Here is a 15,867-nt window from a genome sequence, read left to right on the forward strand (position 1 = left end):
TGAGTTTATCGAAGGGCAGGAAAATCCTTGTGGTTCGACAAGCTCACCACGAACGGTTTTAATTTAAAAAATATAGCGAGCCTAGACATGACAACACCCAAAATCACCCCAAAAAATCCTGCGTTTGATTTTACCAAATACCGCCCCTTTGAATTTGCCCCAAACCTGCCCGACCGCACTTGGTGCGACAGACGCATAGAAAAAGCCCCAATTTGGGCGAGCGTGGATTTGCGAGACGGCAACCAAGCCTTGATTGACCCCATGACCATTGAGCAAAAATTGCGCTTTTTTAAGCTGCTCGTGGCGGTTGGGTTTAAAGAGATTGAGATTGGTTTTCCGTCTGCTGCCCAAGTAGAATTTGATTTTACACGCTTACTTATTGAAGGAAACCATGTGCCTGATGATGTTACTTTGCAGGTGCTTGTACAGGCTCGTGAGCATTTGATTGAGCGTACCTTTGAGAGCCTAAAAGGGGCAAAACGTGCCATTGTTCACGTTTATAACAGCACGTCAAGAGTGCAACGCGATAAGGTATATCAGCTTGATAAGGACGGTATTAAGGCGATTGCGGTGGGTGGAGCGACTTTGCTAAGAGACATTGCGGGGCGTTATCCTGAGACCGAGTGGATTTTTCAGTACAGCCCTGAGAGTTTTAGCCAGACCGAGACCGATTTTGCCGTAGAAGTGTGCCAAGCGGTGTGCGATGTGTGGCGACCCCAAGACGGTCAAAAAGTGATTTTGAACCTACCTGCAACGGTAGAAGCGTCCACGCCCAATCTATATGCCGACCAGATTGAGTATTTTTGTCGTCATTTGCCAAGCCGTAAAGACGTGATTGTGAGTCTGCATACGCACAATGACCGTGGCTGTGGGGTGGCGGCAAGTGAGTTTGGCGTGATGGCAGGGGCTGACCGTGTGGAAGGCACATTGTTGGGTAATGGCGAGCGTACGGGCAATATGGATATTTTGACCATGGCGATGAACCTGTACACACAAGGGGTGGACCCTGAGCTTGACTTGTCGCAGGTGAGCGAGATTGTGCAAGTGGCGACCGATTGCACCAATCTGCCTGTACACCCACGCCATGCCTATGTCGGTGAGCTTGTGTTTACCGCATTTAGCGGTTCGCACCAAGATGCCATTAAAAAGTCGCTTGACTATAACGAAAAACACCCCGAAACCGAACAGCATTGGGACGTGGCATACTTACCGATTGACCCTGTGCATATTGGACGCAGTTATCAAGACGTGGTGCGTATCAATAGCCAGTCGGGTAAGGGCGGGGCGGCGTATATCTTACAGCGTCATTATGGCTTTGATTTGCCACGTTGGACGCAGATTGATTTTGCTAAAGTGGTGCAGAACCAAGCCGAGAGTTTGGCTCGTGAGCTAAAAACAGATGAGCTCCTTGACATCTTTACCAAGACTTATCTGACCCAAGAGACCTTTAAATTAAGCGATTATCAGATTAACAACAAGGGCGGAGATGTGTCATTTAACGGGCAAATCGCCACGCCATCCGATGTGCTAGAAATCATCGGGCAGGGCAATGGGGCATTGTCGGCATTCATTGGCGGTCTTGTTAAGGCGACAGGTAAGGATATCCACGTTACCAATTATTCAGAGCATGCCATTAACGTCAAGGCGACCGAAAGCCTGCTTGATGACGAGTTTGGCGACAACCAAACCAATTCAGCGGCGGCATCATACGTTCAGTTAAATATTGACGGCAAAGTGTATTCGGGCATTGGCGTGTGCAGCAGCACCGTATCGTCGATGTTAAAAGGCGTGTTGTCAGCTTTAGCCCAAACTTGGTAAGATAAGCAAATAAAATAGCGCAATCTGTGATTGGATTGCGCTATTTTTTGTGATGAAATTTAACAATTTGATAATTTTGACACTGGTGAATTGCGATTCACACCAAAGGATAAACAATGATCCATTTTAATCTAGCAAAGACAATCGATAACGCCACCGACCTATCCTTGATGGGGAAGATGGCGAACCGCCACGGACTTATCGCAGGTGCGACTGGTACAGATAAGACCATCTCGCTTCGTAAGATGGCAGAGGAATTTAGCCGAGCGGGAGTGCCTGTGTTCTTGGCGGACGTGAAGGGTGATTTATCAGGCATTGTCAAGTTAAGCGAGTCAACTGGTAAGGTTGGTGAGCGCATGGCACAGTTCGGTTTGGATGAGAATTACCTGTCTGGCTTTCCTGTGCGATTTTGGGATGTATTTGGTCAGACAGGTATTCCTGTGCGTGTGACGGTTAGCCAAATGGGTGCGATGCTACTAGCAAGATTGATGAATTTGAATGATATTCAAGAAGGGCTTTTGAATGTTGTATTTAAAGTCGCTGATGATAATGGCTGGCATATCCTAGACCTAAAAGACCTGCGTACGATGCTGACTCACATCTTGGATAATGCCAAAGAATATCGCACCAAATATGGTAACATCTCACCTGCCAGCGTAGGGGCAATTCAGCGTCAGCTACTACAGTTTGAAAGTGAAGGTGCGGATACTTTCTTTGGCGAGCTTGCCCTAAACCTTCAAGATTGGGTGCAAACCAATGACGGCAAAGGTATCATTAACATCCTAAATTCCGAGAAGCTCATGCGTGTGCCACGCTTGTATAGTGCGTTTTTACTTTGGTTCTTGGCGGAGATTTTTGTGACTTTGCCTGAGGTGGGCGACCTTGATAAGCCAAAATTTGTATTATTCATTGATGAGACGCATTTGTTGTTTGATAATTCACCAAAAGCACTGGTGGAGCAGATTGAGCAGGTGGTGCGACTCATCCGTTCAAAAGGTGTAGGTGTGTACTTCGTCACCCAAAATCCATTGGATTTGCCTGATAGCATCCTGGGTCAATTGGGCAATCGCATCCAGCACGCCTTACGCGCGTTCACACCACGCGATCAAAAAGCCGTCAAGGCGGCGGCTTTAACTTTGGTTAGTCTTTCGCCTAGAAAGAGCGACGCCATCAAGATGATCGCAGCACCTGCCGCATAAGTTAAAAATGCCACTAAGGAAATCGATGCTTCGCTGAACGCCCAAGTCTCAAAGAAATATAAACAAAATATCCCAAAAAAGAATAACAGGGCATAATGATGCCAGTATCGTGAGAGTGTGCGGCATTCGATACGCAGCTTGGGCTTTGATAGACAATAGATAGCAATGATGATAAAGGCGATGAAGCATTTATAAAAGGCGAGAACGCTGGGCGTCAGTCCTGCCTGAAGTCCAAAACGCGTAAATACCCCAATCGTACCATTTAGCATCGCTGCTATGAGTGCCAGATATTCAGCGCGCATGGGCGTGATTTTGAGGTTCATCGATCAATCGTATTGATTACCAACGCGTGCTATCAGCACTCATGAACTCTGCAGCACTGTCTAGTAATTTTGCCATCTCGTTATGCTTGATGGGGTGTAGTGGTACGTGTACAAGCCAATCGTTACCGTCTTTTTTTAGGTGCCATGCGATGATGGCATGGGTATTTTTGTCAAGTGATGCCAATTCAAACTCATGTGCCAATACGCCATCGTTATCTCTTAAGATGCCCAACCCTTTAGTAGCGCGTGTCAGACAGTGACGATGATGGCTGGCGATGACGATGAGAATGTGATGGGTTTTCTTGTCCAGTTTATCTAGATGTAGGTCGATTTTTTCTTGATTGATGAATTTATCTTCGAAGCTGGTTGCGCCCGTGAGTGCATCGCCGCCATGACGCACACTGTTATCGTCTGTGCGAATGTTACCGTAATAAACGCGTTGTAATTCACTGCCGCTTTGATCCAGCAGTACGCACGCCATGTCAATATCCATGGGTGTTGGCTTCTTATTCATCTTAGGTAGACAAGACAGAAGTGCCTGAATGCCTTCTTTGTTGATTTCTGTAGCTTCATAGCGCACAGCAGGCGTGATGATTTGCCCACTAAGTCCTAATTCGCTTAGTGTCTTGGGTTCAAAAAAAGCTCTTAATGGTTTATCAATCGGTGATTGCGACATGGTTTTCCCCTTTAATTTTTTGCTATTGTAACAAATTTTCTATAAAAAACCTAATGTATCAACATAAGGATGTTGATATCATCTAACGAAAATTTGCCAAAACAGATGGCTTGGCACTAACCAATAACAAAAACTAACACATTTGTTTGCTCAATGATGCTATCATTGTAGAAAATCAGAACTTATTTTTAATTATTGTTAAATAAATCTACCAGTTTTGGATAAAGTTTTTAAAGTTGAATACCATGACAAAAACAATCATTCAAGCCTTAATGCTATGTACGCCATTGGCGTTATTGGGCTGTCAGCACAATAATGATGTGGCGACACCCAATCGCGAGCCGACCACCATCACCAAGTCTTTGGCGGATGAGCTGTACGATTATGATTGGCGGCTTGTTGCGTCTGATGATGCTCGATTTAATCAGTTCATTGAGGCACGCTCGGTGTATTTGACGGCGGCTGAGGATCGATTAAGCTTTGGCGTGGGGTGCAATGTGCATTCGGCTGGCTTTACGCTTGCCAAGGATGTCTTGACCATCAGTGACGGTGTTGCTGCGACTAGCAAAGCGTGCAACCCCATTGCTCATGAGGCTGAACGAGCGTTGGTGGCGTCATTTAACAATGCCAAATTGACGCTAAAAGTTCAAAATGATCGTCAGGCTGTTCTGACGCACACGCACCAAGATAAAAGCTGGACATGGCAAGGAATCAAAAAACCTGACGTGCTGTACGGTGAGCCGGTGGCGTTATACTGGGAGATTGAGCCTGAGCCGATATTATGTGCCAATAATGCCCCAAACTGCCTTAAGGTGCGCAATGTACGCTATGATGAGCAAGGCATTAAGATGGGTGCGGGTGCTTGGCGTGAGTTTGATGATGTGATTGAAGGCTATCATCATGAGGCTGGTGTGAGTAAAATCATCCGTTTAAAAGCCTATACAGACAAATCCACAGGCGAAACTGTCCATGTCTATGACGGCACGGTAGAATATGGATTGGCTGATCGTTGATGATGACACACTATAAATAAAGCACCGTGATATGGGTGCTTTATTTATATCTGATGAGAATTTAACACAGTCGAATCAAATCATCAGCGTAAGTTCAAGAAATCTTCTTCGGACAGTCGCCAGCGGCCTTTCTTCTTTGAGCTACTGCGACCTGCCAATGCCGTATTGCCCAGAAGCTTATGCATGGAATGGCTTGAATGCGCATGGCAAATGGCGCACGCCAAACCATCGGCGGCATCCGCTTGCGGCACGACCTCTAATGACAAAATGCGGCACACCATGGCACAGACTTGTTCCTTGTCGGCGGCGCCATAGCCGCAGACGGCTTGTTTGATTTGGCGGGCGGTGTATTCTGACACCATCAGATCAAGCGCGGTTAAGGCAGCGATGGCAGCGCCGCGAGCTTGCCCCAGTTTTAGCGCAGAATCAGGGTTACTTGCCATGAATACTTGTTCGATGGCGGCGTGCATGGGCTGATCGCTGTATTTTTGGTAGTGCTTGACGATGCGCGACACCCCAGAGAATATCTGTCCTATGCGTGTCGGCATGTCGCTGCCATCGGTGCGAATCGTCCCTGCATCTAAGAAGGTAAGCTTGTCCGCTTGGGTGCTGATGATGCCATAGCCCGTCATGCGTGAGCCAGGATCGATGCCGATGATAAGTGTCATAAATTCGCCAAAAGTGTCAAAACTGAATAATTGTGCTAAAATCTAAAATGCTGGGCTTGAATTTTTTATATTTGCCCAAATTTTTGAATGCACCAAGAGGTTGCCATAGTATAGCGCATTTTTGGTTGTTTTTGAATTTATTCACTGTTTAGGTTTTTTAAGGAAAATATATGGGTGCTGTTGTTGGCATTGCGTTGGTTTGGTTTGTCATTGAGATGCTGCTTTGGTATCTTGTTGCGCAGTTTGTGAGTGGCTGGTGGGTGTTCTTTTGGTTCATCATCGCTGCTGTCATCGGTCTGATGCTGATTAAAAATGCCGCCGCCACGCTTAACCCAATGGCGCAGCAGCTAAAACAAATGCAAAGCGGCGTTATCCCCAACCCTGCCAATCAGCCCGCTGAATCTACCGTTGCTAAGTCAGTTGCGACAGGGATTGCAGGTCTACTACTGTTACTACCAGGATTATTGAGTGATGTGGGTGCGGTATTGTTGCTGTTGCCATTCGTGCAGCGCAAACTTACCAACGCTGCCAAGAATTACGCCCTAAAAAACCAAGACAAGATGATACAGATGATGTCTCGTCAGATGGGTGGTCAAAGCCCATTTGGCATGGGTGGCACTGTTAATCCCAATAACCCATTCGGACAAGGCAATCCGTTCGGTCAAGGTGGCGGCTTTAGTGGTTTTAGCAAAGGCGGTTTTAATCAAGGCACGACCGTGGATGGAGAGGCTAAACCCGTCCAAAAAGACATTAAGCGATTGCCATCTGCCAATGATGAATGATTAAAATCTACCTAACCTGTCCAGTGTGGCGGGTTTTTTATTGCGCACCGTGATTGTTTTGGTTAATATAAAGACTTTATGAAGTGGATAAATGATGATGAGAAAGGCTATTTTGCTTGGTGGAATATTGATGTTGGCTGGGGCTGTTCACGCCAAAGAGCTGCCCGAAGGATTTAATGAGCTTATACGCACCGATGAAGGCTGTTATCTTAACAACTCATTCCCAAAGCCCAAAGAAACTGCCTCATGGACAGGCGGCTGTGTTGATGGTTGGGCTGACGGATTTGGGGTGATGCGCTGGTATAGTGATGGCGTGCTAACTGAGACCTATGTCGGTGAATACAAGAAAGGCAGGATCAATGGCGTGGGACAGTACACATGGCAAGATGGTGGCATTCAAACAGGTGTCTGGGTGGATGATGTCATGCAAGGATTGGGCGAGGCTATCTCGGGCAAGGGGCGGCATCGTGGCGATGTCTATGTTGGTAATTTCAAAGATGGCATGATGCATGGACGAGGTAAGTATCATTTTCACATGCATAATGAAGATTTTCAAAAACTATCAGGCGGCAGGGCGGTTGATTTGAGTGACATTTCGGTTCGCAGCGGGAAATATTGGGTTCTTGATGTTATTCATGATCATAATGACGTGGTAGCAGTGTGCGGCATCCATGAGCATGAATACTGTGAGTAGCCAATCCGCGACGTGACACGGATTTGGTGTAAGGTACTGATTTAACCTGCAAATTGCGCTTGGCACAGCTTGATGAATTCGTGCCCGAATTTACGAATCTCGCTGTCGTCACGCACCGCAATCCAACTCGTGAATCGCCCAAAGTGTGTGATGGGGATCGCCACAAGGTCTGGATAATGCTTGGGCTCGTAAGCCATCTCAGCGATGATGCCAATGCCAAGACCTGATGATACATAGGTGCTAATCACATCGGAGTCAAGCGCCGCTAGGACGATGTCTGGGGTCAGCCCTTTTTTGGCGAATGCCTTGTCAATCGCACCGCGACCGGTAAAACCGCCATGATATGTCACAATCGGATAGCTCGCCAAAGTAGGCAGATCCACACCATCAATCACGCCTGCCAGCTCCGCCAGTTCGTGATCCTTAGGCACGATGACCACATGCGACCAATCATAATAGCGGTGGCAGCGCAGAATGTCATTATTGAGCAGGCTCTCGGTAGCGATGCCAATATCGGCCTGTCCGCGAATCACCATCTGCGCGATGGTCTCTGGGTCGGCTTGTTGAAGTACCAGATTGACTTTGGAGAATTTCTCGCGGAACGCCTTGATGATGCTAGGCAGAACGTAGCGCGCCTGAGTGTGTGTGGTGGCGACCGTCAGTGTACCTGCCGCGGCATCATTAAAATCAAGACTTAGATTCTCAATCGTACGAATCTCAGCAAATATCGCTTCAATGTGCGGCAATAATGCCTTACCAATGGGTGTCAGCCCTGTCAGTCGTTTACCTTGACGTGTGAAGACGTCTGATTTTAGCTGGTTCTCTAGAGCGGCGATTTGTTTGGATAGGCTCGATTGGCTGGTGTGTAGCAGTTCGGCAGCTTGACTAAGGTTATAGCCATTGACCACGGTGTGCCAGACGGTTTCGAGTTGTTTTAGCTGGATTTGTAGGTGACGCTGATTGATGACGATGTCAATTGCCATGAGAATGCTCGATTGTAAACCAAAAGACCAAAAATGTTCGTAAGAAATAAAGCTGCCGATGAGTGGCTTTAACTCTGCCATTATAAAAATACTGACATAAAAACAAACCGCTAAGACAGTAAAAGTATATTCCAAAATTGAATATACTGCAAAAGTTTATTCTAAATAATGACTTAATTAACAATAAACTTTGCAAAAAAAGCATTTTTATCTTAATATTGCACCATTTATCTTAATTTTAAGATTTATATTATTATCAAAAGAGATGGTTCATGACTGACTTGGTTCGCTCGACTTCGTCGTTCGCCGCCTTTAAAGAGGCGTATTTTAACCCGCAGGCGCTTGCCATGCTGTTCTTGGGCTTCGCTGCTGGTGTGCCGATTGTGCTAATTTTTAGTAGCTTGGGGCTTTGGCTGCGTGAGGCGGGCATTGATCGCAGTACGGTGACGATGTTTAGCTGGGCGGCTTTGGGTTATTCGTTCAAATTCATCTGGTCGCCTTTGGTGGATGTACTGCCCGTACCTGTGCTTAATAAATGGCTTGGTCAGCGTCGCGCTTGGCTATTATTGACACAGATGGGCATCATCGGTGCGATCGTGCTCATGGCGAGTGTCGATCCAGCAGAGTCTAGGCTATCCATCATGGCGCTGGGTGCGGTGCTGCTTGGTTTCTCGGCGGCGACGCAGGATATTGTGATTGATGCGTATCGTATCGAATCAGCACCCAGTCAGATGCAGACCGCGCTGTCAGCGACTTATGTCGGTGGCTATCGTATCGGTATGATTGTCTCTGGTGCAGGCGCACTTTATTTGGCGGATTTTTTTGGTTCGAGCGAGGCGGCTTACAGCTACACAGCATGGCAAAAAACCTATCTCGTCATGGCGGCGGTCATGCTCATCGCTGTGGCGACGACCTTATTCATTCGTGAGCCAAAATACACCGCCAAAAAAGAACACATGAATTCAACTCCGGATAATCTGCGCTTGCTTGTTGTCTTTGCGGTATCGGTGATTGGATTTATCTTCACCTATGTACAGGTGGGCAGTGTGCTACCTAAGACGGATAGCGTGGGTTTGGGTTTCTTATATGGTGTGGTGCGATTCATATCAAGTGGCATCGTGATGGGTTTGATTGGCTATGCGCTGGTACAGGTTGGCTTGGTGGCTAAGTCTGTCGCGGCGCGTGCATGGGTGATGCCGATCAGAGATTTCTTTGAGCGTTATGGCAAAAAGGCGCTGTTGGTGCTTGCGCTCATCGGGCTATATCGTATCTCGGACATCGTCGCTGGTAACATCTCTAACATCTTCTATCAAGACCTGGGATTCACCAAGACACAGATCGCCAAAGCGGTGAAAGTCGTTGGCGTGATTGCAGCCATTGGTGGGGGCTTTGTGGGCGGCTGGATCGCCCAAAAAACTGGCGTCATGCGTGCGATGATGATTGGCGCACTGCTTGCCTGTGCGACGAATTTGCTATTTATCTTGTTATTCTATACGCCGACATCGTTCATGATGTATCTGGCGGTCATCACGGATAACTTGGCGGCAGGACTGGCAAGTGCGGTATTTATTGCGTTCTTATCAGCTTTAACTTCCATTCGCTTTACGGCGGTTCAGTACGCACTGTTCTCATCACTGATGACGCTGTCGCCAAAGATTCTAGGCGGCTATTCAGGGGCGATCGTGGATGCGACGAACTATCCAGTATTCTTTGCCATTACTTTTGTGATTGGTATCCCGATTCTGTTATTGGTGTATTTGGTGAATAAGTACATCACCATCGAAGAGCCTGTTATCAAGAAATAGATTCATACTAAAAATCATATGTTAAATCAATCCATCAAAACCATCAAGCAACAATGTCGCACCATGAGCAGTGAGGCATTGCCTTATCAGTGGCTCGAAGGATGGCTCATGTCTGTGCTAGATAAAGACAAGCTGTTTTTAATAATGCATGATGATTATATGCTGACTGCGGATGAATACGACAGATTCATGCAAGGCGTGGCGCGAATGAGATCAGGCGAGCCGTTGGCATATCTGGTGGGTGAGCAGGATTTTTTTGGGCGTACGTTTAAGGTGAATCCCAGTACGCTGATTCCTAGACCTGACACCGAAAGGCTCATTGAAGCTGTACTTGATTGGCTAAGCGCCCAAACCATAGATTCGCCCAGTATCTTGGATCTGGGTACTGGTTCAGGGTGTATCGCGATCACGCTCGCTAAAGAATTACCAACCTCGGACGTACTGGCAGTGGATATGTCGGTAGATGCGCTTGCGGTAGCGACACAGAATGGGCAGAGATTGGCTGCGGATAATTGTCGTTTTGTGCAGTCGAATTGGTTCGGTGCGGTACAGGGTGAGTTTGATACAATTGTATCTAATCCGCCATATATTGATAAAGCTGATAAGCATCTAAACGCGCTTCATCATGAGCCAATGACGGCGCTCGTGGCGGATGATCTGGGGTTGTCTGACATTATGATGATCATTGGTGGTTCGGTAGAGTATCTAAAATTAGGTGGTCTTCTTGCCATCGAACATGGTTATGATCAGGGGCAAAGTGTGCGTGAATTATTCATACGCCAGGGCTTTGATGATGTGCAGACCATCAAAGATTATGGTGGTAACGATCGGCTAACGATGGGGGTATGGCATGGCTGACCAAAATACACAAGCAAACACTGAGCTGACAGACAGCGAACTCATGCGCTACTCTCGGCAAATTCTACTAAATGATTGGGACATGGATGCGCAAATCCGCCTAAAAAATAGCACCGTTTTGATCGTGGGTGCGGGCGGTCTTGGCTGTCCTGTATCTCAAATATTGGCGCGTGCTGGGGTGGGCAGGCTGCACCTGATCGACCATGATGTGGTGGATGATAGCAATCTACAGCGCCAAACATTATTCACCAAAGAAGACATTGGGCAATCCAAAGCCGAAACCGCCTGCCATAAGCTACGTGAACAAAACGAGCTCATCAGCATTGATTATACGGATGTCAAGCTGAATGATGAAAATATCAGTGGCCATCTCGAGCAGGTATCGCCTGATTTGGTGATTGATTGCACGGATAATTTTGCCGTCAGGGATCTATTAAATCACGCCTGCCGTCAGCGTGGACTGCCTTTATTGTCCAATTCAGCGATCGCGGAGACGGGGCAGATTGCGCTATTTACCAAGGAAACCGGCTGCTATCAATGCCTGTTCGGTGCCGACAGGGGTGATGAACTCAACTGCGCGACATCTGGTGTTCTGGGGAGTACGGTATCCATCATCGGCTCGATGAGTGCTCAGGTGGCACTGGATTTTTTGGGGCGTGGAAATAATCCGATCGCTCATGAACTGGTGCTGTGGCAGGGGCGCAGTATGAGCCTGCGCAAGATGAGATTTGCCAAAGATGAGACTTGCGCCATCTGCTCTGCTACCAATGTTATCTAAACTAAAATTATCAATAAAAACCATGCTAAAAAAATCACCACTATCCTTAGTCAAATCCTCTGTCAGTACATCGCTCAATGTCCTTGGGCGCATCCAAAAAACCGCAAGCGTGGCAGGGTTGTCAGCGCTTAGGGTGGCTCAAGGCGAAAAGATGGATGCACAGCTACTCAAAGAATCATTTGAGCAGATGGGCGTGACTTACATCAAGCTTGGGCAATTCATCGCAAGTACACCGTCTATTTTTCCCAGAGAGTATGTACTTGCCTTTCAAGACTGTCTAGATCAGACCACGCCTGTGCCGTTCGATGAGATTTTGGCGGTGCTGCGCGAAGAACTTGCGATTGATGAGCGTGGTCTGGGCGATATTTTTAATTATATTGACCCAAAGCCCATCGCGTCGGCAAGTATTGCACAGGTGCATAAGGCGGTACTGAGTGACGGCAGGCAGGTCGCCCTAAAGGTGCAAAAACCTAAAGTCGCTGCGATCATTCATACGGACCTGACTGTATTGCACAGCAGTTTTTGGGTGGTGGAGAAAATCATACCGTCGATGCGTGCGGCGAATCTTGCACCTATCTTGGATGAGATGCGTGCGCGCATGCTGATGGAGACGGATTTTTTGGCGGAGAGTCGCCATATTGAACGCTTCACAGATTATCTAAAGAAAATTGGCAATGCTAAAGTTACCGCACCTACCGTGCATAAAGAGTTAACTACCAAGCGTGTATTAACGATGGATCTTTTGGTGGGCAAATCCTTGGTGGATGAGAGCTTAGGACTTGCCAATAATACCGAACACGCCAAGCAGGTGATGAGTGATGTGCTAGACACCTGGTTCTTGTCATTGATGGTGACGAGCGAATTCCATGCCGACCTGCACGCGGGTAATCTGATGATGCTTGAGGACGGTCGGATTGCGTTTCTGGATTTTGGTTTGGTGGGACAGATTGAGCCTAAGAGTCTGCAGGCGTGCTTTATGTTGGTGCAGAGCCTTCAGGTGAGCGACTATCTGGGCATGGCTCAGGCCATGGTAGATATCGGCATGACAGGCAACAAAGTGGACGTGAATCGACTCGGTGAGGATCTGCATCGGATGCTGGGTAAGGTCGGTAAAGACAATCAACCAGAGAGTCTAAATGTAATGATGCTAGAATTGGCCGAGATTGGCAAACGTCACGACATTCATTTTCCTAGAGATTTTGCGCTACTGCTTAAGCAGCTGTTGTATTTTGATCGCTTTATGGTGACACTTGCGCCTGATATGGAGTTATTTGAGGGTGAGCGTCTAAAGATTGTTGGTGATGGTTAAGTGAGCTTCACTAAGGTGCTTACCATTGAGAATTTAACCAATAATAAAGCGTTTAATTTTTACATAACACAACAGAAACCGGCGATATCTTTCGCAGTTTCTGTTGTGTTTTAATTTATCAGCCTAATTTTTCTAGGTGCTCAAGTAGTATTGTGCTGAGTTTATCACTTAAATCTTGGCGCAGTCCCATGTTGTCCTCATAGCGACCATCTAGGCTAGAATAGTGCGGATTGGCGCGCGCTTTTTTTAGGGGGCTTGGCAGTTTATCGGTTTGCCATGGTAGGGTGTTGTCAGGGTTATCCGTTGCGATGGCATTTAGACTGGCATGGCCGCGGTGTCGTAGCGCATGATGTAAATTCTGCGCGCGTGTGGCAAGTAGCGTGAGCGTGGCAGCATCGATGGTCAGTGTCTGAATGCCCATTGCCTTATCCTTGATGGCGCCCGTATTCGGCAGAATTCCGCCAATCACGCCGCCCAGCGCTGTACCCAGCCCCAGACTCGCTCCTAATGTGGCCACGTCAATACCCGCGCCTACGATCATGCCCGTCACGCTGCCGCCAGCCGTGCGAATCCCGTAACGCGTCAATAGATCGGTGTCAAATACGTCCTGTTCTCGACCTTTAACCTCAATATCCACCTCGTCAACGGCGGCGTTATAGAATTGATATAGGTGCAATAATTTGCCCTGCATGATGCCCTCAGACTGGCGCACCGCTGTCTGCATGGCGCTTAAGGTTGGCGCAGGATCTTCATCTTCATCGATTTTCTTACTAAAGCTTGCAACATTCACTAGGAAGTCAGCGATGATGGCAGAGCCTGACTCGGCCATGTCCTGCCAACTGTCTCGTCTGTTGTTTTGTAGGCTAGTGAATGCGTCATCGTGCGTGCTTAGAGTGGCAAGGTTCTGCCAAAGATGCATCTCGCCATCAAAGTCAAACGCCACAGTATCAAAGGCATTTACCACGTGAAGTGCGCGCCGAGACAGCATGTCGCGCCAAGTTGCCATGTTTTCTTCATTGCCTTTAATGAAGTTAAACACAGGCAGGACAGGCGTGCCGCTGCTGGCGAGAATGGCAAGTTCGTCTTTATATTTTGATAGCACAGGTTCGCGAGCATCGATGACATAGATGGCGATATCAGCATCGATGAGGCTGCGGATGACCTTGGTTTCTTGGCTAAAATCATCGCCAAGTCTGGGGTCGTCATTGTCCACCGCTGCTAAGAATCCTTGGAGTCTCTCAACGCCATCGGTGCGCCCATCGGTATGTTCTTGGATAAAATCCATCACGCCTGTCGCATCCTCCAAGCCTGGGGTATCATGCAGCGTGATCAGTGGCTGACCATGAGCGTCCATGATCTGCACTGCAGCGACATGACGTGTGGTGGCAGATTCGTTCTTAACCTCGCCAAATTGTGCATCGCGAAGTAGGGTACGCATGAGAGAGGTTTTGCCGACATTGGTATGTCCGATGACGGTGATGCTGGCTGTGTTCTTAGTGGTGGTCATGATGTGATGATTTTTAGGGTTTTGATTATTATAAGTGCATCAACAGCGAAATAAAAGCTAAAAAATACGGCGAGCTCATTCAGGCTGATTAAAATTAAGTCTAAACATGTGTTTGGGATGAGCTGTGCGGTCAATTTGGCAGTCAATGCATTGGTTTTTGTAAAATTTATGTTACAATGACGGCACTTTATTTTAAGCCTAAGATTATCTCATGAACGATACGAAACTTAATATAAATCCACCACAGATATCCACTCAGCAGGCTTTGCTGTTGCAAGGTCTAACCACGCCTTATTATCTCTTAGATGAACAAAAAATCACCCAGAACCTTGCCATCATAGACCGCCTGTGCCAACTGTCGGGCGCTAAGGCTTTGCTTGCACTGAAGTGCTTTGCGACTTGGGGTGTGTTCGAGGCGATGCGTCCTTATCTGCATGGCACGACATCTTCATCGCTCTTTGAGGTGAGATTGGGTGCTGAGAAGTTCGGCGGCGAGACGCATGCTTATAGCGTTGCGTACAGTCATGGCGAGATTGATGAAGTGCTCGACCATGCTGATAAGATTATCTTTAATTCTATTAGCCAGCTTCACGCCTTTAAAGACAAAGCTATTGCCAAAGGCGTGCCTGTCGGACTAAGACTTAATCCCAATACGAGTAATTCTGCGTTTATTTTGGCGGATCCAGCACGTCCTTTTAGTCGCCTTGGTGAGCACGATGCCACAAAGGCGATGGCGGTGGCTGATGACATCACAGGCGTGATGCTGCATTATAATTGTGAGAATGAGAGCTTTGAGGCGTTTAGCGCAAGCTTAGATGACATCGAACACAAATTCGGTGAGCTGTTTTATCATCTTGATTGGGTGAGCTTGGGCGGCGGTATTCATTTTATCGCAGAAGATTATCCGCTTGAGAAATTGGCGCAGCGATTAAAGGATTTCGCCCAAAAATACAATGTCCAAATCTATCTAGAGCCAGGCGAGGCATGCGTGCATGATGGTGCGGTGCTTGTATCTAGCGTGCTCGATGTCATGGAAAATGGCAAATCGCTCGCCGTCGTAGATGCCGCCACAGAAAGCCACATGCTAGATTTGCTCATCTATGGGCAGTCAGCCAATCTGCAATCCATCAATGGCAAGGATATTAACCTAGCGCCACACACAAGTGATGACAGCACCATCGTCTATGGTAAGACCTGTCTGGCAGGCGATATTTTTGGTGAATATCGCTTGGCTGAGCCACTAAAAGTGGGCGATCAGGTGGCATTTGGTAACGCGGCTGCCTACACGATGGTAAAAAAGAACTGGTTCAATGGCGTGGACATGCCATCCATCATCATTAAGAAACTAGATGGTACGATTGCGATTCAGCGCTGTTTTGATTATGAAGATTACAAAAACAGCTTGTCTTAATACGTGTGATTTAAATAGCCAATCTGATTAAACGACATAAGAG

At 47.3% G+C, this 15,867-nt stretch carries 15 protein-coding genes; 10 read left to right on the forward strand and 5 right to left on the reverse strand.

Going from position 1 to position 15,867, the window contains the following annotated elements; all coding sequences use genetic code 11:
- Nucleotides 1-87 precede the first annotated feature (87 nt).
- Together leuA and AAX10_RS04085 are read left to right on the forward strand one after the other, a co-directional pair.
- Nucleotides 88-1,818, forward strand: a complete 1,731-nt coding sequence (gene leuA / locus AAX10_RS04080; RefSeq protein ID WP_046700604.1) for a 2-isopropylmalate synthase — start codon at nucleotides 88-90, stop codon at nucleotides 1,816-1,818.
- Nucleotides 1,819-1,934: 116 nt separating this feature from the next.
- Nucleotides 1,935-3,017 carry a helicase HerA-like domain-containing protein gene (locus AAX10_RS04085; RefSeq protein ID WP_080947031.1) on the forward strand — a complete coding sequence of 361 codons (1,083 nt, stop codon included), beginning with the start codon at nucleotides 1,935-1,937 and terminating at the stop codon, nucleotides 3,015-3,017.
- On the opposite strand, the gene AAX10_RS04090 is transcribed toward AAX10_RS04085, so the two are convergent.
- Both AAX10_RS04090 and AAX10_RS04095 read right to left on the reverse strand, forming a co-directional pair.
- Nucleotides 2,924-3,340 carry an EamA family transporter gene (locus AAX10_RS04090; protein WP_080947032.1) on the reverse strand — a complete coding sequence of 139 codons (417 nt, stop codon included), beginning with the start codon at nucleotides 3,338-3,340 and terminating at the stop codon, nucleotides 2,924-2,926. The two genes, AAX10_RS04085 and AAX10_RS04090, sit on opposite strands and share 94 nt — an antisense overlap.
- 16 nt (nucleotides 3,341-3,356) lie before the next feature.
- A complete protein-coding gene (locus tag AAX10_RS04095) occupies nucleotides 3,357-4,016 on the reverse strand; it encodes a TerD family protein (protein WP_046699910.1) in 660 nt (219 codons plus the stop codon).
- Nucleotides 4,017-4,261: 245 nt separating this feature from the next.
- On the opposite strand from AAX10_RS04095, the gene AAX10_RS04100 reads away from it, so the two are divergent.
- Entirely contained in the window at nucleotides 4,262-5,029 is a 768-nt protein-coding gene (locus AAX10_RS04100) for an META domain-containing protein (protein ID WP_046699911.1), read from the forward strand.
- 83 nt (nucleotides 5,030-5,112) lie between these two features.
- Here the strand turns inward: AAX10_RS04100 and ruvC are convergent, their stop codons facing one another.
- The gene (ruvC, locus tag AAX10_RS04105; protein WP_036362294.1) at nucleotides 5,113-5,697 is read right to left on the reverse strand and encodes a crossover junction endodeoxyribonuclease RuvC; all 585 of its coding nucleotides are present in this window, start codon (nucleotides 5,695-5,697) and stop codon (nucleotides 5,113-5,115) included.
- Nucleotides 5,698-5,867: 170 nt separating this feature from the next.
- On the opposite strand from ruvC, the gene AAX10_RS04110 reads away from it, so the two are divergent.
- Together AAX10_RS04110 and AAX10_RS04115 are read left to right on the forward strand one after the other, a co-directional pair.
- Nucleotides 5,868-6,479: an FxsA family protein gene (locus AAX10_RS04110; protein ID WP_046699912.1), complete on the forward strand. Its 612-nt coding sequence runs from the start codon at nucleotides 5,868-5,870 to the stop codon at nucleotides 6,477-6,479.
- A gap of 91 nt (nucleotides 6,480-6,570) precedes the next feature.
- Nucleotides 6,571-7,173, forward strand: coding sequence for an MORN repeat-containing protein (locus AAX10_RS04115; RefSeq protein ID WP_080947033.1), 603 nt, complete (start codon nucleotides 6,571-6,573; stop codon nucleotides 7,171-7,173).
- Nucleotides 7,174-7,214: 41 nt separating this feature from the next.
- Here AAX10_RS04115 and AAX10_RS04120 read toward each other — a convergent pair whose 3' ends face one another.
- On the reverse strand, nucleotides 7,215-8,156 hold the full coding sequence (locus AAX10_RS04120; RefSeq protein WP_046698933.1) for a LysR substrate-binding domain-containing protein: 942 nt from the start codon (nucleotides 8,154-8,156) through the stop codon (nucleotides 7,215-7,217).
- Nucleotides 8,157-8,428: 272 nt separating this feature from the next.
- Here AAX10_RS04120 and AAX10_RS04125 point away from each other — a divergent pair, with 272 nt between their 5' ends.
- From AAX10_RS04125 to AAX10_RS04140, 4 genes are read left to right on the forward strand one after another with little or no spacing between them, the layout of a single operon-like run.
- Nucleotides 8,429-9,961, forward strand: a complete 1,533-nt coding sequence (locus tag AAX10_RS04125) for an AmpG family muropeptide MFS transporter (protein ID WP_046699913.1) — start codon at nucleotides 8,429-8,431, stop codon at nucleotides 9,959-9,961.
- A gap of 18 nt (nucleotides 9,962-9,979) precedes the next feature.
- Entirely contained in the window at nucleotides 9,980-10,819 is an 840-nt protein-coding gene (gene prmC, locus AAX10_RS04130; RefSeq protein WP_036362303.1) for a peptide chain release factor N(5)-glutamine methyltransferase, read from the forward strand.
- A complete protein-coding gene (locus AAX10_RS04135) occupies nucleotides 10,812-11,597 on the forward strand; it encodes a HesA/MoeB/ThiF family protein (protein WP_046699914.1) in 786 nt (261 codons plus the stop codon). Before prmC ends, AAX10_RS04135 begins: the two co-directional genes overlap by 8 nt.
- A 22-nt stretch (nucleotides 11,598-11,619) precedes the next feature.
- Complete coding sequence (locus AAX10_RS04140) at nucleotides 11,620-12,906, forward strand: ABC1 kinase family protein (protein WP_226997818.1); 1,287 nt, start codon at nucleotides 11,620-11,622, stop codon at nucleotides 12,904-12,906.
- Between the two features lie 118 nt (nucleotides 12,907-13,024).
- Here the strand turns inward: AAX10_RS04140 and AAX10_RS04145 are convergent, their stop codons facing one another.
- Nucleotides 13,025-14,413, reverse strand: a complete 1,389-nt coding sequence (locus tag AAX10_RS04145; protein ID WP_080947034.1) for a DUF3482 domain-containing protein — start codon at nucleotides 14,411-14,413, stop codon at nucleotides 13,025-13,027.
- Nucleotides 14,414-14,624: 211 nt separating this feature from the next.
- Between AAX10_RS04145 and nspC the strand changes: the two genes are divergently transcribed.
- Nucleotides 14,625-15,824, forward strand: a complete 1,200-nt coding sequence (gene nspC, locus AAX10_RS04150; RefSeq protein ID WP_046698096.1) for a carboxynorspermidine decarboxylase — start codon at nucleotides 14,625-14,627, stop codon at nucleotides 15,822-15,824.
- Nucleotides 15,825-15,867: the final 43 nt, after the last annotated feature.

Origin of the sequence: Moraxella bovoculi (genome assembly GCF_000988745.2) — a bacterium.
Classification (GTDB): domain Bacteria; phylum Pseudomonadota; class Gammaproteobacteria; order Pseudomonadales; family Moraxellaceae; genus Moraxella; species Moraxella bovoculi.